Annotated in this window: 18 protein-coding genes; 14 read left to right on the top strand and 4 right to left on the bottom strand. The window is 65.1% G+C overall.

Annotated features, from left to right (window positions below; translation table 11 throughout):
* The first annotated feature begins 33 nt into the window (after nt 1-33).
* Together ACLSSQ_RS16400 and icmF are read left to right on the top strand one after the other, a co-directional pair.
* Entirely contained in the window at nt 34-495 is a 462-nt protein-coding gene (locus ACLSSQ_RS16400) for a PaaI family thioesterase (protein ID WP_014236207.1), read from the top strand.
* A gap of 64 nt (nt 496-559) precedes the next feature.
* Nucleotides 560-3,841: a fused isobutyryl-CoA mutase/GTPase IcmF gene (gene icmF / locus ACLSSQ_RS16395; RefSeq protein WP_205231264.1), complete on the top strand. Its 3,282-nt coding sequence runs from the start codon at nt 560-562 to the stop codon at nt 3,839-3,841.
* A 357-nt stretch (nt 3,842-4,198) separates the two neighbouring features.
* On the opposite strand, the gene ACLSSQ_RS16390 is transcribed toward icmF, so the two are convergent.
* Nucleotides 4,199-4,891, bottom strand: coding sequence for a nitroreductase (locus tag ACLSSQ_RS16390; RefSeq protein ID WP_416243267.1), 693 nt, complete (start codon nt 4,889-4,891; stop codon nt 4,199-4,201).
* 38 nt (nt 4,892-4,929) lie between these two features.
* Nucleotides 4,930-5,604 carry a Crp/Fnr family transcriptional regulator gene (locus tag ACLSSQ_RS16385; protein WP_014236210.1) on the bottom strand — a complete coding sequence of 225 codons (675 nt, stop codon included), beginning with the start codon at nt 5,602-5,604 and terminating at the stop codon, nt 4,930-4,932.
* A 254-nt stretch (nt 5,605-5,858) separates the two neighbouring features.
* Between ACLSSQ_RS16385 and ACLSSQ_RS16380 the strand changes: the two genes are divergently transcribed.
* The 9 genes from ACLSSQ_RS16380 (at nt 5,859) to ACLSSQ_RS16340 (ending at nt 17,340) form a co-directional block, all read left to right on the top strand.
* Nucleotides 5,859-7,838: an AMP-dependent synthetase/ligase gene (locus tag ACLSSQ_RS16380; protein WP_416243266.1), complete on the top strand. Its 1,980-nt coding sequence runs from the start codon at nt 5,859-5,861 to the stop codon at nt 7,836-7,838.
* Nucleotides 7,839-7,856: 18 nt separating this feature from the next.
* Nucleotides 7,857-8,657, top strand: coding sequence for an ABC transporter ATP-binding protein (locus ACLSSQ_RS16375; protein WP_416243265.1), 801 nt, complete (start codon nt 7,857-7,859; stop codon nt 8,655-8,657).
* Between the two features lie 15 nt (nt 8,658-8,672).
* Nucleotides 8,673-9,566, top strand: coding sequence for a branched-chain amino acid ABC transporter permease (locus ACLSSQ_RS16370; RefSeq protein ID WP_014236213.1), 894 nt, complete (start codon nt 8,673-8,675; stop codon nt 9,564-9,566).
* A 15-nt stretch (nt 9,567-9,581) separates the two neighbouring features.
* A complete protein-coding gene (locus ACLSSQ_RS16365) occupies nt 9,582-10,649 on the top strand; it encodes a branched-chain amino acid ABC transporter permease (RefSeq protein WP_416243264.1) in 1,068 nt (355 codons plus the stop codon).
* A 55-nt stretch (nt 10,650-10,704) separates the two neighbouring features.
* Nucleotides 10,705-12,033, top strand: coding sequence for an ABC transporter substrate-binding protein (locus ACLSSQ_RS16360; RefSeq protein WP_130459445.1), 1,329 nt, complete (start codon nt 10,705-10,707; stop codon nt 12,031-12,033).
* A 77-nt stretch (nt 12,034-12,110) separates the two neighbouring features.
* Nucleotides 12,111-12,947: an ABC transporter ATP-binding protein gene (locus ACLSSQ_RS16355; protein ID WP_014236216.1), complete on the top strand. Its 837-nt coding sequence runs from the start codon at nt 12,111-12,113 to the stop codon at nt 12,945-12,947.
* 162 nt (nt 12,948-13,109) lie between these two features.
* Nucleotides 13,110-14,342: a phenylacetate--CoA ligase family protein gene (locus tag ACLSSQ_RS16350; protein WP_014236217.1), complete on the top strand. Its 1,233-nt coding sequence runs from the start codon at nt 13,110-13,112 to the stop codon at nt 14,340-14,342.
* Between the two features lie 92 nt (nt 14,343-14,434).
* Nucleotides 14,435-15,601 carry a CaiB/BaiF CoA transferase family protein gene (locus ACLSSQ_RS16345; RefSeq protein ID WP_416243263.1) on the top strand — a complete coding sequence of 389 codons (1,167 nt, stop codon included), beginning with the start codon at nt 14,435-14,437 and terminating at the stop codon, nt 15,599-15,601.
* Between the two features lie 131 nt (nt 15,602-15,732).
* Nucleotides 15,733-17,340, top strand: a complete 1,608-nt coding sequence (locus tag ACLSSQ_RS16340; RefSeq protein ID WP_416243262.1) for a methyl-accepting chemotaxis protein — start codon at nt 15,733-15,735, stop codon at nt 17,338-17,340.
* Nucleotides 17,341-17,418: 78 nt separating this feature from the next.
* Here ACLSSQ_RS16340 and ACLSSQ_RS16335 read toward each other — a convergent pair whose 3' ends face one another.
* Entirely contained in the window at nt 17,419-17,835 is a 417-nt protein-coding gene (locus tag ACLSSQ_RS16335; protein ID WP_014236220.1) for a bacteriohemerythrin, read from the bottom strand.
* 123 nt (nt 17,836-17,958) lie between these two features.
* Here ACLSSQ_RS16335 and ACLSSQ_RS16330 point away from each other — a divergent pair, with 123 nt between their 5' ends.
* Genes ACLSSQ_RS16330 through ACLSSQ_RS16320 form a run of 3 tightly spaced genes read left to right on the top strand, consistent with a single transcriptional unit; the run spans nt 17,959 to nt 19,972 of the window.
* Nucleotides 17,959-18,855: an AEC family transporter gene (locus ACLSSQ_RS16330; protein WP_205231273.1), complete on the top strand. Its 897-nt coding sequence runs from the start codon at nt 17,959-17,961 to the stop codon at nt 18,853-18,855.
* Between the two features lie 47 nt (nt 18,856-18,902).
* Nucleotides 18,903-19,391, top strand: a complete 489-nt coding sequence (locus ACLSSQ_RS16325; RefSeq protein WP_152090006.1) for a glutathione peroxidase — start codon at nt 18,903-18,905, stop codon at nt 19,389-19,391.
* Entirely contained in the window at nt 19,388-19,972 is a 585-nt protein-coding gene (locus tag ACLSSQ_RS16320) for an SCO family protein (RefSeq protein ID WP_416243261.1), read from the top strand. The genes ACLSSQ_RS16325 and ACLSSQ_RS16320 overlap by 4 nt, the downstream gene beginning before the upstream one ends.
* 88 nt (nt 19,973-20,060) lie before the next feature.
* On the opposite strand, the gene rpoH is transcribed toward ACLSSQ_RS16320, so the two are convergent.
* Nucleotides 20,061-20,918: an RNA polymerase sigma factor RpoH gene (gene rpoH, locus ACLSSQ_RS16315; RefSeq protein ID WP_416243260.1), complete on the bottom strand. Its 858-nt coding sequence runs from the start codon at nt 20,916-20,918 to the stop codon at nt 20,061-20,063.
* Between the last annotated feature and the right edge of the window lie 131 nt (nt 20,919-21,049).

Raw genomic sequence — 21,049 nt, 5'->3', positions numbered from 1 at the left:
TCTTAGAAAAATGTCGAGAAAGCCGGTCTGCCCATGAAAGCCTTTCAGGATTACTACCCGGAGAGCGTGGCCCACTGCTACGGCTGTGGCAGCCGCAACGACCACGGCCACCGCATCAAGACTTTCTGGGAAGGGGAGGAGAGCGTCACCCGCTACACCCCCGAGCCTTACCACACCGCCGTGCCCGGCTTCGTCTATGGCGGCCTGCTGGCTTCCCTGATCGACTGCCACAGCACCGGCACCGCCGCGGCCGCCATGTACCGGGCCGAAGGCCGGGAAATGGACAGCCTGCCCCCGTTCCGCTTCGTCACCGGCTCCCTGCTGGTCAAGTACCTGAAACCCACCCCCCTGGGCGTGACCCTGGAGATCCGCGGCCGCGTCAAGGAAATCAAGGGCCGCAAGGTGGTGATCGAATCCACCGTCTATGCTGAAGGCGTGGCCACGGCCAGCGGCGAAGTGGTAGCCCTGCAGATGCCCGACGACTTCGGCGCCTGATACTCCCGAACCCTGCGCCGGCCGTTACGCCGGCTCCATCCCATCCGCCTATTGGAGCGACATCATGACCGACCTCTCCATCGCCAAGAAAATCGTCCCCTACAAGCCGAAGAACAAGGTGCGCTTCATCACCGCCGCCTCCCTCTTCGACGGCCATGACGCCTCCATCAACATCATGCGGCGCATCCTGCAGTCCACCGGCTCCGAGGTGATCCACCTGGGCCACAACCGTTCCGTCGGCGACATCGTCAATGCGGCCCTGCAGGAAGACGTGCAGGGCATCGCCATCACCTCCTACCAGGGCGGCCACGTCGAGTTCTTCAAGTACATGATCGACCTGCTGAAGGAAAACGGCGGCGAGAACATCAAGGTCTTCGGCGGCGGCGGCGGCGTCATCGTGCCCTCCGAGATCAAGGAACTGCACGAATACGGCGTGACCCGCATCTATTCGCCGGAAGACGGCCAGCACCTGGGCCTGCAGGGCATGATCAACGACGTGGTGGAGCAGTCCGACTACAACCTCACCACCCTGGCGCCCCAGAAGCCCGAGGAAGTCATGGCGGCCCTGCAGTCCGGCAACCGCCGCGCCCTGGCCCGCATCGTCTCCGCCCTGGAGAACGGCGCCTACCCCGAAGGCCTGCGCAAGCAGATCGTCGAAGCCGCCGCCCTGGTGGCCACCACCCCGACCCTGGGCATCACCGGCACCGGCGGTGCCGGCAAGTCCTCCCTCACCGACGAGCTGGTGCGCCGCTTCCGCCTGGACCAGGAAGACGGCCTCAAGCTGGCCATCATCTCCATCGACCCCTCGCGCAAGCGCACCGGCGGCGCCCTGCTGGGCGACCGCATCCGCATGAATGCCATCGAGCATCCCAACATCTTCATGCGCTCCCTGGCCACCCGGGAGACCGGTTCCGAGATTTCCGCCGCCCTGCCCGAGGTCATCGCCGCCTGCAAACTTTCCGGCTTCGACCTGATCATCGTCGAGACCTCCGGCATCGGCCAGGGCGATGCCGCCATCGTGCCCCTGGTGGATGCTTCCCTCTACGTCATGACCCCCGAGTTCGGCGCCGCTTCCCAGCTCGAGAAGATCGACATGCTGGACTTCGCCGACTTCGTCGCCATCAACAAGTTCGACCGCAAGGGCGCCGAAGATGCCCTGCGCGACGTGCGCAAGCAGTACCAGCGCAATCGGGAGCTGTTCACCCAGTCCCCCGACGAAATGCCAGTGTTCGGCACCATGGCCGCCCGCTTCAACGACGACGGTGTCACCGCCCTGTACCAGGCCATCCTGCCCAAGCTGGTGGAGTTCGGCCTCAAGGCCAAGGCCGGCAAGCTGCCCGTGGTGACGGTCAAGGAATCCTCCCGCGGCCGCGCCATCGTGCCGGTGGAGCGCACCCGTTACCTGGCCGAGATCGCCGATACCCTGCGCGCCTACCACAAGCATACCGAAGAGCAGGTGAAGATCGCCCGGGAGCGCCAGTCCCTGCGCATTTCCAAGGACCTCTTCAACAGCTACGACGAGGCTGCCAAGGCCGCCCTGCCCAAGTTCGACGAGCTCATCGCCTGCAAGGAAAGCGAGCTGGACGCCAAGGCCAAGAAACTGCTCGACATGTGGCCCGACACGGTCAAGGCCTACTCCGGAGACGAGTACGTGGTGAAAATCCGCGACAAGGAAATCCGCACCAAGCTGGTCTCCGAGTCCCTCTCCGGCACCAAGATCAAGAAGGTGGTGCTGCCCCGCTTCACCGACGATGGCGAGACCCTGCGTTTCCTGATGAAGGAAAACGTCCCCGGCTCCTTCCCCTACACCGCCGGCGTCTTTGCCTTCAAGCGCGAGGGTGAGGACCCCACCCGCATGTTTGCCGGCGAGGGCGATGCCTTCCGCACCAACCGCCGCTTCAAGAAGGTTTCCGAAGGCATGCCGGCCCACCGCCTGTCCACCGCCTTCGACTCCGTCACCCTGTACGGCTGCGACCCGGATGTGCGTCCCGACATCTACGGCAAGATCGGCAACTCCGGCGTTTCCATCGCCACCCTGGATGACATGAAGGTGCTGTACTCGGGCTTCGACCTGGTCTGCCCCACCACCTCCGTCTCCATGACCATCAACGGTCCGGCGCCGATCATCCTGGCCTGCTTCTTCAACACCGCCATCGACCAGCAGCTGGACAAGTTCCGCGCCGACAACGGCCGCGAGCCCACGGAAGACGAAGCCGAGAAGATCCGCGAGTGGGTGCTGTCCTCCGTGCGCGGCACGGTGCAGGCCGACATCCTCAAGGAAGACCAGGGCCAGAACACCTGCATCTTTTCCACCGAGTTCGCCCTGAAGATGATGGGCGACATCCAGGAGTTCTTCGTGCACAACCAGGTGCAGAACTTCTACTCGGTCTCCATCTCCGGCTACCACATCGCCGAAGCCGGCGCGAACCCCATCTCCCAGCTGGCCTTCACCCTGGCCAACGGCTTCACCTACGTAGAGTCCTACCTGGCCCGGGGCATGCACATCGATGACTTCGCGCCCAATCTGTCCTTCTTCTTCTCCAACGGCATGGACCCGGAATACTCCGTCATCGGCCGGGTGGCGCGCCGCATCTGGGCCGTGGCCATGAAGAACAAGTACGGCGCCAACGAGCGCAGCCAGAAGCTGAAGTACCACATCCAGACGTCCGGCCGTTCCCTGCACGCCCAGGAGATGGACTTCAACGACATCCGCACCACGCTGCAGGCCCTCATCGCCATCTACGACAACTGCAACTCCCTGCACACCAACGCCTACGACGAGGCCATCACCACCCCGACCGAAGAGTCGGTGCGCCGCGCCATGGCCATCCAGCTCATCATCAACCGGGAATGGGGCGTGGCCAAGAACGAGAACCCCAACCAGGGCGCCTTCATCATCGACGAGCTGACCGACCTGGTGGAAGAGGCCGTGCTCAAGGAGTTCGAGGCCATCGCCTCCCGCGGCGGCGTCCTCGGTGCCATGGAAACCGGCTACCAGCGCGGCAAGATCCAGGAAGAGTCGCTCTACTACGAACACAAGAAGCACGACGGCTCCTACCCCATCATCGGCGTGAACACCTTCTTGAATCCCAAGGGCAGCGCCCAGGTGGAGATCGAGCTGGCCCGTTCCACCGAAGAGGAGAAGCAGTCCCAGATCGCCCGCCTCAAGGACTTCCACCAGCGCAATGCCGACAAGGCGCCGGCCATGCTGGCCAAGCTGAAGCAGACGGTGATCGAGAACGGCAACGTCTTCGCCGTGCTGGTGGAGGCGGTGCGGGTCTGCTCCCTGGGCCAGATCACCGGTGCCCTCTACGAGGTGGGCGGCCAGTACCGGCGCAGCATGTAAGGCCCCGGCCGGGGCAGCCGCGGCCCGGGCGGGCCGCCTGTACCGGCCTCGTCCAAGGAATAAACCAAAGGAGAAAAAGGAGACAGCGCCGGCATTGCCCCAGGGCAGGCCGGCTCCAAGAAGAACCTCTGCTGTGTTTGCGAACCGGGCCTGGTGCCCGGTTTTTTTTCGCCCCTGCCGGGAGGCAGAAGGGACGGCATTTCTGAGCCTGTCTGGCCTGAGAGTCAGGCGGATACTGGGCTATGGCGGTGCCATTGCCAGGTGGCAACAAAAACGCCGGCCCCGGGCAATGGGCCCTGCAGGTCGGCGTCCTTTCCTTCTTGTGGCGGGGATGTCAGTCCGCCGCCGCGCTCTGCCTTAGTCGCAGAAACGCACCCACTCTTCCAGGGGCGCGCGCTCGGTGCGCAGTTTGTTCTCCGGCTTGCTTTCGTCCGCATAGCCCAGGGCCATGCCGCACACCACCATCTCGTTTTCCGGCAGGTTCAGCTGTTCGCCGATGATGCGGTGGAACTGGGTGAAGGCGGCCTGGGGGCAGGTGTCCAGGCCCCGGGCCCGGGCGGCCAGCATGATGGTCTGCACGAACATGCCGTAATCGAACCAGCTGCCCTGCTGCATGATGCGGTCGATGGTGAAGATGAGGCCCACCGGTGCATCGAAGAAGGTGTAGTTGCGGCCGTGCTGGGCGTGCATGCGGGCGGCGTCGCCCTTCTTGATGTCGAGCAGGCCGTAGAGATCCAGGCCCACCTTGCGCCGGCGGTCGATGTAGGGGGAGACCCACTTGGCCGGGTAGTAGGGATATTCCTCGGTATGGGTCTGGGCCTCTTCCGGATCGTTGTAGGCGGCGAGTATTTTCTGGGACAGCTGTTCCTTGGCGCTGCCGGTCAGCACGTACACCTTCCACGGCTGCACATTGGTGCCGGAAGGGGCGCGGGAGGCGATGCGCAGTATCTCCTCCAGGGTCTCCCGGGGCACCGGCGTGGGCAGGAAGGCCCGCACGGAACGACGGGAATCGATGGTTTCATCGACGAGGCGTTGGCGATCGGTGGTCATGAATCTTCCTTGTCTTTCTCAGTGTGGGGTGAAGCGAATCAGGCGCCGAAGCGGCGCAGTCCTTCCAGGTCGATGACGGTGACGCCGCCATACTCGACCCGCAGCAGGCCGTGCTCCTCCAGCAGCTTGAGGGCCTGGTTGGCCCGCTGCCGGGAGACCCCGGCCAGGTAGCCGATTTCCTCCTGGGAAATCTGCAACTGGGGCCCGATGCCCGGGTAGAGCACGGGATTGAAAAGGGAGGCGACGCAGCGGGCGATGCGGGCGTCGGTTTCCAGCAGCCGGTCCATTTCCACCCGGCCGATGAATTGGCCGAGACGCTCGTTGAGCTGGTTGAGCAGGAAGCGGTTGAAGGGAATGCTGTGGTCCAGCAGCCACTGGAAGGTGGTGCGGCTCATGCAGGCCACCTGGGAGTCGCGCAGGGCCACCACGTCGTAGCGGCGGGGCTCGTTCTTGAGCATGGAGCCCTCGCCGAACCAGCCGCCGGCGGGCACCCCGGTGAAGGTGGCGGTCTTGCCGGTGACCCCGTGGCTGGCGATTTTCACCAGGCCGTCGATGACCCCAAGCCAGTAATCCACGGGCTCACCCTTGTAACAGACGAATCCTCCCGCCGGAATGCGGCGCACAAAAGTGCCGGCCTCGATTCGGGCGAATTCCTCGCCAGTCAGTTCCCTGCCCCAGGTGGTGCTGTGCAACAACTCGGAGAGCGTCAGCATTTATTTAGCCAATTGTCAGGTCGACGACAATTATAGCCATGACGCGTCGCTAAATTGAGACCAAATGCCAGCCGGCGACCCTCCTCGATGAGGTGTTCGACCAGGGTGGAGGAGACAAGCCGGAGCAGGGTTACCGGGAAGACCGGAGCCCCGTTCCAACACCGAAGCAGAACCCGGAATTTCCCATTAGGGAAGGGCCGGACAAAACCGCAAGCCGGCATCGGTTATGCGGGGATAACAATGGAGGAGATGTTATGCCGGAAGTGGCTTCTTCCCAGGCGGCGCACACCCGTAATCTGACGGGTGAGACCTTCCCGCGCCTGCTCTTTCACCATGCCCAGGTGCGGGGCCAGCACCCCGCCATGCGCGAGAAACATCTCGGCATCTGGCAGACCTGGAGCTGGGCCGAGGTGGCCGAGAACGTCCGGGCCCTGGCCTGCGGCCTGGCCGAGCTGGGCTTCAAGCGCGGCGACAACCTGGCCATCATCGGCGACAACCGTCCGCGCCTGTACATGACCATGGCGGCGGTGCAGAGCCTCGGCGGCGTGCCGGTGCCCCTGTATCAGGACGCGGTGGCCAACGAGATGCTGTTCGTGCTTCAGGATGCGGGCATCCGCTTCGCCATCGTCGAGGACCAGGAACAGGTGGACAAGCTGCTCGAAGTGCGGGAGCAGCTGCCCCAGCTGGACCACATCATCTACGACGATCCCCGGGGTATGCGCCACTACAACCAGCCCTTCATCCATGACATCGAAGCCGTCATGGCCATGGGCCGCATCCACCACCAGAACCATCCCGATTTCCTCGAGGGAGAGATCGAGCAGGGCGTCACCACCGACACCGGCGTCATGCTCTACACCTCGGGTACCACCGGCAAGCCCAAGGGCGTCTGCCTGGCCCATGAAGCCTTCATTGCCGCCGCCAAGGGCGGTTGCCAGTTCGACCAGCTGACGCAGGACGAGGACATCCTCTCCTACCTGCCCATGGCCTGGGTCGGCGACCACCTGTTCTCCTTCGCCCAGGCCCTGGTGGCCGGCTTCACCATCAACTGTCCCGAGTCCGGTGACACGGTGATGACCGACCTGCGGGAGATCGGCCCCACCTACTACTTCGCCCCGCCCCGGGTGTTCGAGAACCTGCTGACCCAGGTGATGATCCGCATGGAGGACGCCGGCGCCATCAAGCGCAAGCTGTTCGCCTGGGCCATGGACGTGGCCAAGCGCTGCGGCGCCGAGATCCTGGACGGCAAGCCCGTTTCCGGCAGCGACCGGCTGGCCTACGCCGTGGCCAACCTGCTGGTGATCGGGCCCCTCAAGAACGTCCTGGGCATGAGCCGCATCCGCGTCGCCTACACCGCCGGCGCTGCCATCGGTCCGGACCTGTTCCGTTTCTACCGCTCCATCGGCGTGAACCTGAAGCAGCTCTACGGCCAGACCGAGACCTGCGCCTACGTCTGCCTGCAGCCCGACGGCCAGATCAAGCTGGATTCCGTCGGCAAGCCGGCTCCCGGGGTGGAGGTGAAGATCGCCGACAACGGCGAGATCCTGGTCAAGGGGCCCATGCTGCTCAAGGAGTACTACCAGCGTCCCGATGCCACCGCCGAGGCCATCAACGGCGAGGGCTACTTCATGACCGGCGATGCGGGCTTCTTCGACGAGGACGGCCACCTGAAGATCATCGACCGGGCCAAGGACGTGGGCAAGATGGCCAACGGCGCCATGTTCGCCCCCAACTACATCGAGAACAAGCTCAAGTTCTTCCAGTACGTGAAGGAGGCGGTGGCCTTCGGCAACGGCCGCGAGCAGGTGTGCGCCTTCATCAACATCGACATGGGCGCTGTCGGTAACTGGGCCGAGCGCCGCGGCATCTCCTACTCCGGCTACACCGACCTGGCTGCCAAGCCCGACGTGTACAACCTGATCCAGGAGTGCGTCGAGGAGGTCAATGCCCAGCTGGTGCACGACGGCATGCTGGCCGACTCCCAGATCCACCGCTTCCTCATCCTGCACAAGGAACTGGACCCGGACGACGACGAACTGACCCGGACCCGCAAGGTGCGACGCAACTTCGTCTCGGAAAAGTACGCGGTGCTGATCGACGCCTTCTATGCAGGCAAGACATCCCAGTTCATCGAGACCCAGGTGAAATTCGAAGACGGCCGCGTCGGCAAGGTGGCGGCGGATCTGGTGATCCGCGATGCCAAGACCTTCCCCGTGGTGCGCCAGGCCGCCTAATCCCGAACGGAGCGTTTCATGAGCGAACAAAACCAGAATGGGCGCCGGGTCGGCGAGGTGATCCTCGACCTGCAGAACATCTCCCTGCGCTTCGGCGGGGTGAAGGCCCTCACCGACATTTCCTTCAACGTGAAGGAACACGAGATCCGCGCCATCATCGGCCCCAACGGCGCCGGCAAGAGCTCCATGCTCAACGTCATCAACGGGGTGTACCACCCCCAGGAAGGCCGCATCGTCTTCCACGGCGAAGAGCGCAAGAAGATGGAGCCCCACATGGCGGCCACCCAGGGCATCGCCCGCACCTTCCAGAACATCGCCCTGTTCAAGGGCATGAGCGTGCTCGACAACATCATGACCGGGCGCATCACCAAGATGAAGTGCGGCTTTCTGGAGCAGGCCCTGTACCTGGGCCGGGCCCAGAAGGAAGAGCTGGCCCACCGGGAGAAGGTGGAGGAGGTCATCGACTTCCTGGAAATCCAGTACATCCGCAAGACCCCGGTGGGGCGCCTGCCCTACGGCCTGCAGAAGCGGGTGGAGCTGGGCCGGGCCCTGGCCGCCGAGCCTTCCCTGCTGCTGCTGGACGAGCCCATGGCCGGCATGAACGTGGAAGAGAAACAGGACATGTGCCGCTTCATCCTGGATGTGAACGACCAGTTCGGCACCACCATCGTCCTCATCGAGCACGACATGGGCGTGGTGATGGACATCTCCGACCGGGTGGTGGTCCTGGATTACGGCAAGAAGATCGGCGACGGCACGCCTGACGATGTGCGCAACAACCAGGAGGTGATTTCCGCCTACCTGGGCGTGGCCCACTAAAAGGAGGAACGGAACATGCAATTCTTTTTCGAAGTGCTGATCGGCGGCCTGCTCTCGGGGGTGATGTACTCCTTCGTGGCCCTGGGCTTCGTCATGATCTACAAGGCATCCGGCGTCTTCAATTTCGCCCAGGGCGCCATGGTCTTCTTCGCCGCCCTGACTTTCGTCGGCTTCCAGGAAATGGGGGCGCCCTTCTGGCTGGCCCTGATCCTGGCCTTCGGCGCCATGGTGCTGCTGGGCATCGCCACCGAGCGCATCGTCCTGCGGCCCCTGGTGAACCAGCCCCACATCACCCTGTTCATGGCCACCATCGGCCTCACCTTCTTCGTCGAAGGCCTGGCCCAGGGCATCTGGGGCTCCACCGTGCGCGGCCTGGACCTGGGCATCCAGGACGAGCCCATCGAGTGGATCATGGACAAGGCGGGCATCCTGGTTTCCAGCTTCGACCTCTTCGCCGCCGGCGTTGCCGCGGCCCTGGTCACCCTGCTGGCCCTGTTCTTCCAATACACCCGGGTGGGCCGCGCCCTGCGGGCCGTGGCGGACGACCACCAGGCGGCCCTCTCCATCGGCATCCCGCTGCAGAACATCTGGCGCATCGTCTGGGCCGTGGCCGGCTTCGTCGCCCTGGTGGCGGGCCTGCTCTGGGGCGCCCGCAACGGGGTCCAGTTCGCGCTCACCTTCACCGCCCTGAAAGCCTTGCCGGTATTGATTCTCGGCGGCTTCACCTCGGTCCCCGGCGCCATCGTCGGCGGCCTCATCATCGGTTCCACCGAGAAGCTGGCGGAAGTGTATCTGGGGGGCTATGTGGGCGGCGGCATCGACTCCTGGTTCCCCTATGTGATGGCCCTCGCCTTCCTGCTGATCCGGCCCGAAGGCCTGTTCGGCGAGAAGCACATCGACCGGGTTTAAGGAGAGGACAAAACCATGCTTTACCGTGAAGCCGGACAATTCAAGACCAGCTACGCTGCCGACCAGCAGATCTTTCCCATCCGCCAGGACCGTATCGCCATCGGCCTGATCCTGGTGGTGGCGGCCCTGGTGGTGCCCATGGTGGCGAGCGAATACTGGATCAAGGCCATCCTGATCCCCTTCCTCATCTTTTCCCTGGCGGCCCTGGGCCTCAACATCCTCACCGGCTACGCCGGCCAGCTGTCCCTGGGCTCCGCCGCCTTCATGGCGGTGGGGGCCTTCGCCGCCTACAACTTCATGGGCCGCATCGAGGGCATGCCGGTGCTGCTGGCCTTCGTCGGCGGCGGCCTCTCGGCGGCAGCCGTGGGCATTCTCTTCGGCCTGCCGTCCCTGCGCATCAAGGGCTTCTACCTGGCAGTAGCGACCCTGGCGGCCCAGTTCTTCATCGTCTGGGCCCTGACCAAGTTCGGCTGGTTCTCCATGGATTCCTCCTCCGGCGTCATCACCGCCCAGGAGATCCAGATTTTCGGCTACCGCTTCGACACGCCCATTTCCCTCTACCTGCTGGTGCTGACCATCGTGGCGGTGATGGCACTGGCGGCCAAGAACATGGTGCGCAGCTCCGTCGGCCGTGCCTGGATGGCGGTGCGGGACATGGACGTGGCGGCCGAGGTGATCGGCATCCGCATCATGCACACCAAGCTTCTGGCCTTCGCCATCAGCTCCTTCTACTGCGGTGTCGCCGGCGCCCTCTACGCCTATGCCTACCTGGGCACGGTGGAGCCGGAGGGCTTCAACCTGGACCTGTCCTTCAAGATCCTGTTCATGATCATCATCGGCGGGGTGGGCTCCATCATGGGCTCCTTCCTCGGCGCGGCCTTCATCGTGCTGCTGCCGATTTTCCTGGACGTGCTGATCCAGGATTTCCTCACCGGCCTCCTGCCCCCCAGCATCAGCTCCAACCTGCAGCTGATGGTTTTCGGCGGGCTCATCATCTTCTTCCTCATCGTCGAGCCCCACGGCCTGGCGAGACTGTGGCAGATCGGCAAGGAAAAGCTGCGTCTGTGGCCTTTCCCCCACTAACCCAGGCATTGGAAGTTAAAGCAGCACCCACATAATCAGTAGAGGAGACAAGACAATGAAAGTGAAAACCATCGCCCTGTTCGCTGCCGCGGTAGCCTCCGCAGCGGTTTCCGGTTCCGTCCTGGCCCAGGCCAAGGAACAGTTCATCGGCCTGCCTTCCTACCGGGTCGGCCCCTATGCGGCCGGCGGCTCCGGTATCTACGGCGGCTGGATCGACTACATGACCCTGGTCAACGAGCGGGACGGCGGAATCAACGGCGTCAAGCTGACCTGGGAAGAATGTGAGACCGAGTACAACAACGCCCGCGGCGTGGAGTGCTACGAGCGGCTGAAGAAGAAGGGCGCCACCGGCAACACCACCTTCCAGCCCCTGTCCACCGGCATCACCTACTCGGTGCTGGACAAGGTGGCCCAGGACAAGATTCCCATGGTGACCATCGGCTACGGCCGTACCGACGCGGCTGACGGCCGGGTCTTCCCCTGGGTCTTCCCCATGATCACCACCTACTGGTCCCAGGCCACCGGCATGGTCAAGTACATTGGCCAGAAGGAAGGCGGTCTGGACAAGCTCAAGGGCAAGAAGATCGTCTATCTCTACCATGACTCCGCCTTCGGCAAGGAAGGCATCCCGGTGCTGGAAAAGCAGGCCGCCAAGCACGGCTTCAACCTGAAGACCATCCCCGTGGCCCACCCCGGCAACGAGCAGCAGTCCCAGTGGCTGACCATCCGCCAGGAGCGTCCCGACTGGGTGATCCTGTGGGGCTGGGGCGTGATGAACCCGACCGCCCTCAAGGCCGCCGCCAAGACCGGCTTCCCGCGGGAGAAGATGGTGGGCGTGTGGTGGTCCGGTGCCGAGGAAGACACCGTGCCCGCCGGCGATGCCGCCAAGGGCTTCACCGCCGCCGGCTTCAACGTGGCCGGCACCAACTACCCGGTGGTGAAGGCGATCCAGGACAACGTCTACAAGAAGAACAAGGGCAACATGGAAGACAAGTCCCGGGTCGGCTCCGTCTATTACAACCGGGGCGTGGTGCACGGCATCATCACCGTGGAAGCCATCCGCGTCGCCCAGGAGAAGTTCGGCAAGGGCAAGCCCCTTACCGCCGAGCAGGCCCGCTGGGGCTTCGAGCATCTGCACATCGATGCCAAGCGCCTCAAGGAACTGGGAGCCGAAGGCTTTATGCCTGATCTGGCCATCACCTGCGCCGACCACGAAGGTTCCGGCAAGGTGAAGTTCCAGCAGTGGGACGGCAAGGCCTGGAAGGTGGTTTCCGACTGGGTCGATGCGGATAAGGACATGGTCCGTCCCATGATCGAGGAATCCGCCGGCAAGTACGCCAAGGAAAAGGGCATCACCCCGCGTGACTGCAGCAAGGAAGGCTGAGGCGCCCTAGCGACCTGAGCCCGGGACGGGGCCGGCAGGCCCCGTCCCCCCGCCCCAAGAGAAGGGAATCTAAGCCTATGAACACGACCACTCAAGCCACCCCGGCCGCCCCGGAGAACTACCTCAGCATCAACAACATCGAGGTCATCTACGACCACGTGATCCTGGTGCTGAAGGGCGTCTCCCTGACGGTGCCCAAGGGCAAGATCGTGGCCCTGCTGGGCGCCAACGGCGCCGGCAAGAGCACCACCCTGAAAGCCATCTCCAACCTGCTGCACGCCGAACGGGGCGACGTCACCAAGGGCAGCGTGGAGTTCAAGGGCACCCGGGTGGATCAGCTGACCCCCAACGAACTCGTCAAGCGGGGTGTCATCCAGGTCATGGAAGGACGCCACTGCTTCGCCCACCTCTCCATCGAGGAAAATCTGCTCACCGGTGCCTACACCCGGGGCAACTCCCGGGCCGAGCTGAAGCAGAACCTGGAGATGGTGTACCACTACTTCCCGCGCCTGAAGACCCGGCGCACTTCCCAGGCCGGCTACACCTCCGGCGGCGAACAGCAGATGTGCGCCATCGGCCGCGCCCTCATGGCCAAGCCGGAAATGATCCTGCTGGACGAGCCCTCCATGGGCCTGGCGCCCCAGATCGTCGAGGAAATCTTCGAGATCGTGAAGGACCTCAACTCCCGGGAGAACGTCAGTTTCCTCCTGGCCGAGCAGAACACCATGGTGGCCCTGCGCTACGCCGACCTGGGCTACATCCTGGAAAACGGCCGGGTGGTGATGGAAGGGGACGCCAAGGAACTGGCCTCCAACGAGGACGTGAAGGAGTTCTACCTGGGGCTGTCGTCGGCGGGGCGCAAGAGCTTCAAGGACGTCAAGCACTACCGCCGCCGCAAACGCTGGCTCTCGTGAGAAGGCCGTGCGCGCTGCAATACGTCGTTGCTTATCCGCTTGTGTGCCCGGTGCACACGGCGCGGATGCGCGCCTAGTCTTGCAGCGCTACTTGGCCGTCTCAGGACCTGTCTCGCGTCGGAACAAAAACAGAATTGATGAGCGTCGATTAAGGAACGCCAGATGAAATACTACGACTCCCTGGAAACCCGCGATCCTGAGGAACGGGAGCGGTCACTGATGGAGCGGCTGCCGCGGCAGGTGGCCCACGCCAAGCTGCATTCGCCGTACTTTGCGCGGCTGCTGGCGGAGGTCAATCCCAACGACATCCACAACCGTGCCGCCCTGGCCCGCCTGCCGGTGACGCGCAAGAGCGACCTGGTGCATCTGCAGCGGGAGCAGGCGCCCTTCGGCGGCATCAATGCGACGCCTCTCTCCGGGCTCTCCCGGGTCTATGCCTCCCCCGGCCCCATCTACGATCCGGAAGGGCGGGGCCAGGACTGGTGGCGTTTCGCCCGGGCCCTGCACGGCGCCGGCTTCCGCGCCGGAGAGCTGATCCACAACACCTTCTCCTACCACTTCACCCCGGCCGGCTTCATGCTGGAAGGGGCTGCCCACAAACTGGGCTGCCCGGTGTTCCCTGCCGGCATCGGCCAGACCGAGATGCAGGTGCAGGCCATCAACGACCTGAAGCCGGCGGCCTACGTCGGCACGCCCTCCTTCCTCAAGATCATCCTGGAGAAGGCGGACGAGCTGAAGGCCGATGCCACGTCCCTGACCAAGGCCCTGGTCTCCGGCGAGGCCCTGCCGCCTTCCCTGCGCCAGGCTCTCAACGCCCGGGGCATCACGGTGCGCCAGTGCTACGCCACGGCGGACCTGGGCATGATCGCCTACGAATCCGAAGCCCAGCAGGGGCTGACCCTGGACGAGGATGTGCTGATGGAAATCGTCCGTCCCGGTACCGGCGATCCGGTGGCCGACGGCGAGGTGGGGGAGGTGCTCATCACCACCTTCAACCTGGACTATCCCCTGCTTCGCTTTGCTACCGGCGACCTCTCCGCCGTGCTGCCCGGCATCTCCCCCTGCGGCCGCACCAACGTGCGCATCAAGGGCTGGCTGGGACGGGCCGACCAGACCACCAAGGTCAAAGGCATGTTCGTCCATCCGCACCAGGTGGCGGCGGTGGTCAAGCGCCATCCGGAAATCGGCAAGGCCCGCCTGGTGGTGGACAATGCCCTCGGCCAGGACCGCATGGTCCTGCACTGCGAGAGCGGGCGCGGCGACGACGTGCTCGGCGACGCGGTGGTCGCCAGCATCCGGGACGTCACCAAGCTGCGCGGTGAAGTCAGATTCGTCAGTCCCGGCGACCTGCCCAACGACGGCAAGGTCATCGAGGACATCCGCACCTACGAATAAATACAAACCCACCCCGACCCCACGGGAAAACGACGGGGTGGCGTCCGACCGGCGCCACCCCGTTTTATTGTCTTCAATCCCAGCGAGCAAACATGGCCAGCAAGCCCCTGCAAGGTGTCCGCATCCTCGACCTGACCCGCCTCCTGCCCGGCCCGGTGGCCACTCTGCATCTGGCCGACCTGGGGGCCGACGTGATCAAGATCGAAGACCACGGCGCCGGCGATTACGCCCGCACCATGGGCGACGGCCCCGAGGGGGTCAGCGTCTTCTACCGGGCCGTGAACCGCAACAAGCGGGGCCTGCGCCTGGACCTGAAAAATCCCGAAGGGGCTGCCCTGTTCCGGCGCCTGGCGGCGGAGGCCGATGTGGTCATCGAGAGCTTCCGCCCCGGCGTCATGGACAAGCTGGGCGTGGGCTACGAGGCCCTGCGCAGCCTCAATCCGCGCCTGGTGTTCTGCGCCATCACGGGCTACGGCCAGAGCGGTCCCCTGGCCCTGGCGGCGGGCCATGACCTCAACTATATCGGCTACGCCGGCATCCTCGACCAGATCGGCGTGGATGGTGGCCAGCCGGCCATTCCCAACCTGCAGATCGGCGATCTGCTGGGCGGCGCCATGAGTGCCGTGATGGGTACCCTGGCGGCCCTCTTCGATGCCCGGCGCAGCGGCCAGGGGCGTTTCGTGGACGTCTCCATGAGCGACGCGGCCCTGGCCCACAACCTCTTTCCCCTGTTCGCCCTGCAAGGTGGGGCGGGCGTTGCGGAGCGGGGCCGGGACATGCTCAGCGGCGGCGATGCGGGCTACGGCGTCTACGCCACGGCGGATGGCCGCTACATGGCGGTGGCGCCCCTGGAGCGCAAGTTCTGGGACCTCTTCTGCGACACCCTCGGCAAGCCCCGGTGGAAGGCCCGCCATGGCGCCAGCGGAGCCGAGGCCAGGGCCATGCGGGCAGAGTTGGAGACCCTTTTCGTCAGCCAGCCCCAGTCCTACTGGACGGAAAAGTTCGCCCGGGTCGATTGCTGCGTCACGCCGGTGCTGACCGTGGCCGAGGCCCTGGCCCATCCCCACTTCCAGGCCCGGGGCATGGGCTTCCAGGCTGACGGCATCACCCAGTACGGGCCGCCGGTGCGCCTCTCCGACATGCCGGCCGAGCCGGTGCGGCCGGCACCGGCGCCCGGGGAGCATGGCCAGGCCATCCTGGCCGAGTTCGGGGTGACGGCGGAGGAATGGCAGCGCCTGCAGAACCTGGGGGTGGTTTGAGGAGATGGCGGCATGACAGGAAATGTCAGGGTGCGGTCAGGCAAAAAGCGGACATAATCCCTATCCTCATCGCAGGTAATATGCGATAAGTTATAGCCATATTGCATGGTTTGATTGGAAAAGGGATAAAAATGACGATCGCCAAACGCCTCGCCCTCCTCATCCTGCTGGCGGTGGCCGGCCTCATCGTGGTCGGCGGTTTCGGCCTGAAAGAGATGGGGGCCATCAATGCCAACCTGGAGTATGCCCACGAGAACTCCATCCCCAGCATCCGCAAGGTGGCCAGCATGGAATCCAATTTCCTGCGCCTGCGCACCCAGATGCTGGTGTTTCTCCTCAGCACGGAAGAGCAGCGGCCGGCGGTGGAACAGCGCATCGAAGGCGCCAAGAAGGATCTGCTCCAGGCCCTGCAGGATTACGAGAAGCTGATCAGCGACGACAAGGATCGCCAGTACCTGGAAACCAGCAAGGCCCTGGTGAAGGAGTACTACGCCCTGATCGACCCGGCCATCGCCGATACCAAGGCCGGACATGGGGAAAAAGCCAAGAACGGTATGGGCCAGGCCGGCGAGGTGTCCAAGCGCCTGGCAGAGAACGTCGAAGCCCACAGCAAGTACAACGAGCATCTGGCCGAAGAGGAAGTGCGCAAGGCCGGCGAGGCCTACAGCAGCGGCAAGGTGGTATCCATCGTGGTGATCCTGCTGTGTACCGCCGGCGTCGCCGGGCTCGGTTTCATGGTCTACCGCCACGTGGACAGCTCCCTCGGCAACATGGTCTCCATGTTCTCCCGCATCGAGAAGGAGCTGGATTTCACCGGCCGCCTGGAGGTCCGCGGCACCGATGAAGTGGCCCAGGCCTCCACCGCCTTCAACCGCCTGCTGGACCGTCTGCAGGCCAGCTTCCGGGAAATCAGCAGCCATACCGATGCGGTGAACAATGCCGCCAACCGGGTGGCCACCGCTTCCCACCAGATGTCCATCGCCTCCGGCCACCAGAGCGAAGCCGCTTCCAGCATGGCCGCCACGGTGGAGGAGATGACCGTCAGCATCACCCATGTGGCCGACCGGGCCGGCGAGGCCAACCAGCTTTCCTCCGCTTCCGGCGCACTGGCGCACAAGGGCGAGGGCATCATCGGCGATACGGTGCAGGGCATCAACGGCATTGCCGAAACGGTGCGCAACGCCTCCGAGCAGATCGCCCGCCTGGAACAGCAGAGCGAGCGCATCAACAACGTGGTGGCAGTGATCAAGGAAGTGGCCGACCAGACCAACCTGCTGGCCCTCAACGCCGCCATCGAGGCAGCCCGGGCCGGCGAGCAGGGCCGGGGCTTTGCCGTGGTGGCCGACGAAGTGCGCAAGCTGGCCGAGCGCACCACCCAGTCCACCCAGGAAATCGCCAGCACCATCCTGGAAATGCAGGCCGGCGCCCAGGCTGCCGTCCATGGCATCCACGCCGTGGTGGAAAAGGTGGACGAGGGCGTCTCCCGGGCCGAGCAGGCCAACGAGGCGATCCAGGAAATCGGCGAAGGTTCGCGCAAGACGGTGGACATGGTGGGCGACATTTCCGATGCCATCCGGGAGCAGAGCATGGCCAGCACCGCCATCGCCCAGCAGGTGGAGAAGATCGCCCAGATGTCCGAGGAGAACAGCGCCGCGGCCCAATCCACCTCCGACACCGCCGGCGAACTGGCCCACCTGGCCCAGGAGATGCAGCAGGTGGTGGCCCAGTACCGCCTCTAAGCCGGAACTGCTGCGACAAAAAAGGCGCCCGCGGGCGCCTTTTTTCCTGGGTGGCCGCCACAGCGGCCAGGCCGGGGCCTAGCTGCGTTCTGCGACAAAGGCGCCAAAGCGCTGGTCGGCCACCTGGATGTGGTTGATCAGCCACTTGGCCAGGAAGCGGGAAAGATCCAGGCTGGCCGAAGGCTCGCCCACTTCCACCCGCAGTTCCATTTCCCCCACCTGCAGCAGCAGTTCCCGGTGCAGTTCCCGGTGGGCCGGCAGGGCCGGGTAGGCGGCCGCCTCCATCAGGGCCTCCTCGCTGGCGAAGTGGGTGCGGGTGTATTCCAGCAGTTCGGCCACCGCCCGGCGGGCTTCGTTCTGGGCCGTGTCGCCGTCCTGCTCCAGGGCCTGCTGGATGCGGGCGACGATGGCGAACAGCTGCTGGTGCTCCTGGTCCACCTGGGGGATGCCCACGTGGTACTGGGGGCCAAACTGGACAATGGCGTTGTCGCGCATGATCGATTCCCTGAATGTTGTTTGGCGCCATTCTCCCACGGCGGCAGCAGCCTTCGGCGTGACCGAATTCACTATGCGGCAAAGGCCAAGGGGTGCTTTCGCCGGCCTCGGTAGAATGTCGCCATGACCACCGCCCTCCTGCTCCTGCCCGATTTCTGCCTGATCCTCCTGGGATTGCTGCTGCGCCGCTACATGCATCTGGGGGATCATTTCTGGGCCGGCATCGAGAAGCTGGTCTATTTCATCCTCTTCCCCGCCCTGCTGGTCAATGCGGTGCTGAAGACCCGCCTGGACCTGGCGGCGGCGGCGCCCCTGCTGGCCACCGCCCTGCTCTCCATGGGCGCGGGCATGGTGCTGAGCTGGGCCGGCCTCAAGTGCTTCCGCCTCAAGCCCCTGGTGCTGGCCTCCCTGTTCCAGTGCGGCTTCCGCTTCAATTCCTACATCGCCCTGGCGGCGGCGGGCCTGCTCTTCGGCACCCCGGGCATCGCCACCATGGGCCTCATCGTCGGCGCCGCCGTGCCCCTGGCCAACCTGTCGGCGGTGTGGATGCTGGCCCGCCACGGCGAGGCCGGTGCCCTGCGGGAGGTGGCCCGCAATCCCCTGATCTGGGCCACCGCCTCCGGCTTCCTGCTCAACCTGGCCGGCTTCGTGCCGCCGGCGCCCCTGCAGATGTTCCTCTCCCGCCTGGGAGACGCTTCCATCGCCCTGGGTCTGCTGGCCGTGGGGGCGGCCCTGCGCCTGCGGGGCCAGGCCGAGGTGCGTTCCGCCTCCTTCTACATCCTGGGGGTAAAGCTCCTGCTGCTGCCCCTGGTGGCCATCTTCGCCGGTCCCCTGCTGGGGCTGTCCGGCCTCTACTACCACGTGGCCATCCTTTTCGCCGCCCTGCCCACGGCCTCCTCGGCCTACATCCTGGCCATGCGCATGGGGGGTGACGGGCAGAGCGTGGCCTGGCTCATCTCCGCCTCCACCCTGGCCTCCATGCTGACCATGCCCCTCTGGATGAGCCGCTTCCTGGGCTGATGCAGCGGCTGGGGTAAAGTGGCGGCTTCTCCACCGGGGTTTGCGCCATGACGACCGTCTTCGATTTTTCCGTCCGCCGTGCCGACGGCAGCCAGCAGTCCCTGGCCGATTACCGGGGGCAGGTGCTGCTCATCGTCAATACGGCCAGCCGTTGCGGCTTCACGCCCCAGTACGCGGGCCTGGAGGCCCTTTACCGGCGCTACCGGGAGCAGGGCCTGACGGTGCTGGCCTTTCCCTGCAACCAGTTCGGCGCCCAGGAGCCGGGCAGCGCCGAGGAAATCGCCAGTTTCTGCTCCCTCAACTACGACGTCAGCTTTCCCGTCTTCGCCCGTCTCGAGGTCAACGGTCCCCAGGCCGATCCGCTCTTCCGCTGGCTCAAGCAGGAGCAGCCCGGCTGGCTCGGCACGGCCGCGATCAAGTGGAATTTCACCAAGTTCCTGGTGGACCGGCAGGGCCGGGCGGTGGGGCGCTATGGGCCCATGACCAAGCCGGAAGCCCTGGCCCGGGCCATTGAGGCCCGGCTGGCGCTGCCGTGAAGCACCTCCTCCTCTGGGTGGCGCTGTGCTGGGGCCTGACAGCCTGCTCACCGCCCCAGCCCTTTCACCATACCGATCTCAGCGGTGCCACCTTCGCCGCCGAGTTCCCGCGTGCCCTGGCGGACCAGGGCGGCCAGCCCCGGCGTCTGGCGGACTTCCGCGGCCGGGTGGTGATCCTCTTCTTCGGCTACACCTCCTGCCCCGATATCTGCCCCACCGCCCTGGCCCGCTTCGCCGCGGTGCGGGAGGCCCTGGGGGAGGAGCGGCAGCGGCTGCAGGTGCTGTTCGTCACCCTGGATCCGGAGCGGGACAGCCCGGCCCGCCTGGGCGAGTACGTCACCTGGTTCGATCCGTCCTTCCTCGGCCTGTGGAGTGACCGGGAAACCCTGGCCCGGACCGTGGCCGAGTTCCGCATCACTGCGGTGCGCCAGGAGGTGGGCGGCGGCCTGGGCTACACCCTGGATCACACGGCCGGCGCCTACGTCTACGATCCCCAGGGACGGCTGCGGCTCCTCATTCCGGATAACGCCCAGGTGCCCGCCGTGGTGGCGGACCTGCGCCGGCTGCTGCGGGAGGACTGAGCCGGCGCCGGATCGGACAAAGGATCGGGCAAAGAAAAAGGCCGGCCCCTGACGGGAACCGGCCTTCTTGCCGCGGGATGCCGGGCGTTCAGGCTGCCAGCAGCCCCTTCATCTTCTGCAGGGCCTTGACCTCGATCTGGCGGATGCGCTCGGCGGAAACGCCGAATTCGGCTGCCAGGTCGTGCAGGGTGGCCGGGTTTTCCTCGTCCAGCCAGCGGGCTTCGACAATGCGCCGGCTGCGCTCGTCCAGGCCGGCCAGGGCCTGTTGCAGGCCGTCGCTTTGCAGCCGGTCGTATTCCCGGGCTTCCAGCACCTGGGTCGGCTCGGCGGCGCTGTCGGCCAGGTAGGCGATGGGTGCCACCCGGTTGTCGTCCTCGTCTTCCGGAGTGCCGTCCAGGGCCAGGTCGCGGCCACCCATGCGGGTTTCCATTTCCACCACTTCCTCGGCCTTGACCCCCAGCTTGTAGGCGATCTCGTCCACTTCGGCCGGGGTCAGGGTGTCGCTGCTGGCCTTGAGGCTGCGCAGGTTGAAGAACAGCTTGCGCTGGGCCTTGGTGGTGGCCACTTTGACCAGGCGCCAGTTCTTCAGGATGTATTCGTGGATTTCAGCCTTGATCCAGTGCATGGCGAAAGACACCAGGCGCACGCCGCGGCTGGGGTCGAAGCGCTTCACCGCCTTCATCAGGCCGATGTTGCCTTCCTGGATCAGGTCCGCATGGGGCAGGCCGTAACCCAGGTAGCCCCGGGCGATGGCGATGACCAGACGCAGATGGGAGAGCACCAATTGACGTGCAGCATCCACGTCGTCTTCCTCGCGGAGACGGCGGGCCAGGGCGAATTCCTCAGCCTCGCTCAGCATCGGGAAGCGCCGAGCCGCCTGGATGTAGGCATCCAGGTTGCCTACCGCAGAGGGCAGGCCATGAGACAGGGTCAAAGCTTGGGTCATAGGGTGGGTCCTCCTTGAACTTCTTGTGCACAGTTTAGCACTCACGTCAGTAGAGTGCTAACAGGGCGAAAAGTTCAGTCATCCATTATAAGAATCAAGGTGTTGAGCGTCTTGCCGGCCTGGGCCCGGCA

This window comes from Azospira sp. APE16 (genome assembly GCF_047901315.1).
In the GTDB taxonomy this organism is placed as follows: Bacteria; Pseudomonadota; Gammaproteobacteria; order Burkholderiales; family Rhodocyclaceae; genus Azospira; species Azospira oryzae.
This window is presented reverse-complemented; position numbering and strand designations above follow the sequence as displayed.

Bases quoted from the DNA above. Each gene is read 5' to 3' on its own strand.
- ACLSSQ_RS16365 (WP_416243264.1), top strand. From the start codon at position 9,582: ATGCTTTACCGTGAAGCCGGACAATTCAAGACCAGCTACGCTGCCGAC.
- ACLSSQ_RS16380 (WP_416243266.1), top strand. From the start codon at position 5,859: ATGCCGGAAGTGGCTTCTTCCCAGGCGGCGCACACCCGTAATCTGACG.
- ACLSSQ_RS16375 (WP_416243265.1), top strand. From the start codon at position 7,857: ATGAGCGAACAAAACCAGAATGGGCGCCGGGTCGGCGAGGTGATCCTC.
- ACLSSQ_RS16335 (WP_014236220.1), bottom strand. From the start codon at position 17,835: ATGCGCGACAACGCCATTGTCCAGTTTGGCCCCCAGTACCACGTGGGC.
- ACLSSQ_RS16345 (WP_416243263.1), top strand. From the start codon at position 14,435: ATGGCCAGCAAGCCCCTGCAAGGTGTCCGCATCCTCGACCTGACCCGC.
- ACLSSQ_RS16350 (WP_014236217.1), top strand. From the start codon at position 13,110: ATGAAATACTACGACTCCCTGGAAACCCGCGATCCTGAGGAACGGGAG.
- ACLSSQ_RS16325 (WP_152090006.1), top strand. From the start codon at position 18,903: ATGACGACCGTCTTCGATTTTTCCGTCCGCCGTGCCGACGGCAGCCAG.
- ACLSSQ_RS16330 (WP_205231273.1), top strand. From the start codon at position 17,959: ATGACCACCGCCCTCCTGCTCCTGCCCGATTTCTGCCTGATCCTCCTG.
- rpoH (WP_416243260.1), bottom strand. From the start codon at position 20,918: ATGACCCAAGCTTTGACCCTGTCTCATGGCCTGCCCTCTGCGGTAGGC.
- ACLSSQ_RS16390 (WP_416243267.1), bottom strand. From the start codon at position 4,891: ATGACCACCGATCGCCAACGCCTCGTCGATGAAACCATCGATTCCCGT.
- ACLSSQ_RS16360 (WP_130459445.1), top strand. From the start codon at position 10,705: ATGAAAGTGAAAACCATCGCCCTGTTCGCTGCCGCGGTAGCCTCCGCA.
- icmF (WP_205231264.1), top strand. From the start codon at position 560: ATGACCGACCTCTCCATCGCCAAGAAAATCGTCCCCTACAAGCCGAAG.
- ACLSSQ_RS16370 (WP_014236213.1), top strand. From the start codon at position 8,673: ATGCAATTCTTTTTCGAAGTGCTGATCGGCGGCCTGCTCTCGGGGGTG.
- ACLSSQ_RS16355 (WP_014236216.1), top strand. From the start codon at position 12,111: ATGAACACGACCACTCAAGCCACCCCGGCCGCCCCGGAGAACTACCTC.
- ACLSSQ_RS16340 (WP_416243262.1), top strand. From the start codon at position 15,733: ATGACGATCGCCAAACGCCTCGCCCTCCTCATCCTGCTGGCGGTGGCC.
- ACLSSQ_RS16400 (WP_014236207.1), top strand. From the start codon at position 34: ATGAAAGCCTTTCAGGATTACTACCCGGAGAGCGTGGCCCACTGCTAC.
- ACLSSQ_RS16385 (WP_014236210.1), bottom strand. From the start codon at position 5,604: ATGCTGACGCTCTCCGAGTTGTTGCACAGCACCACCTGGGGCAGGGAA.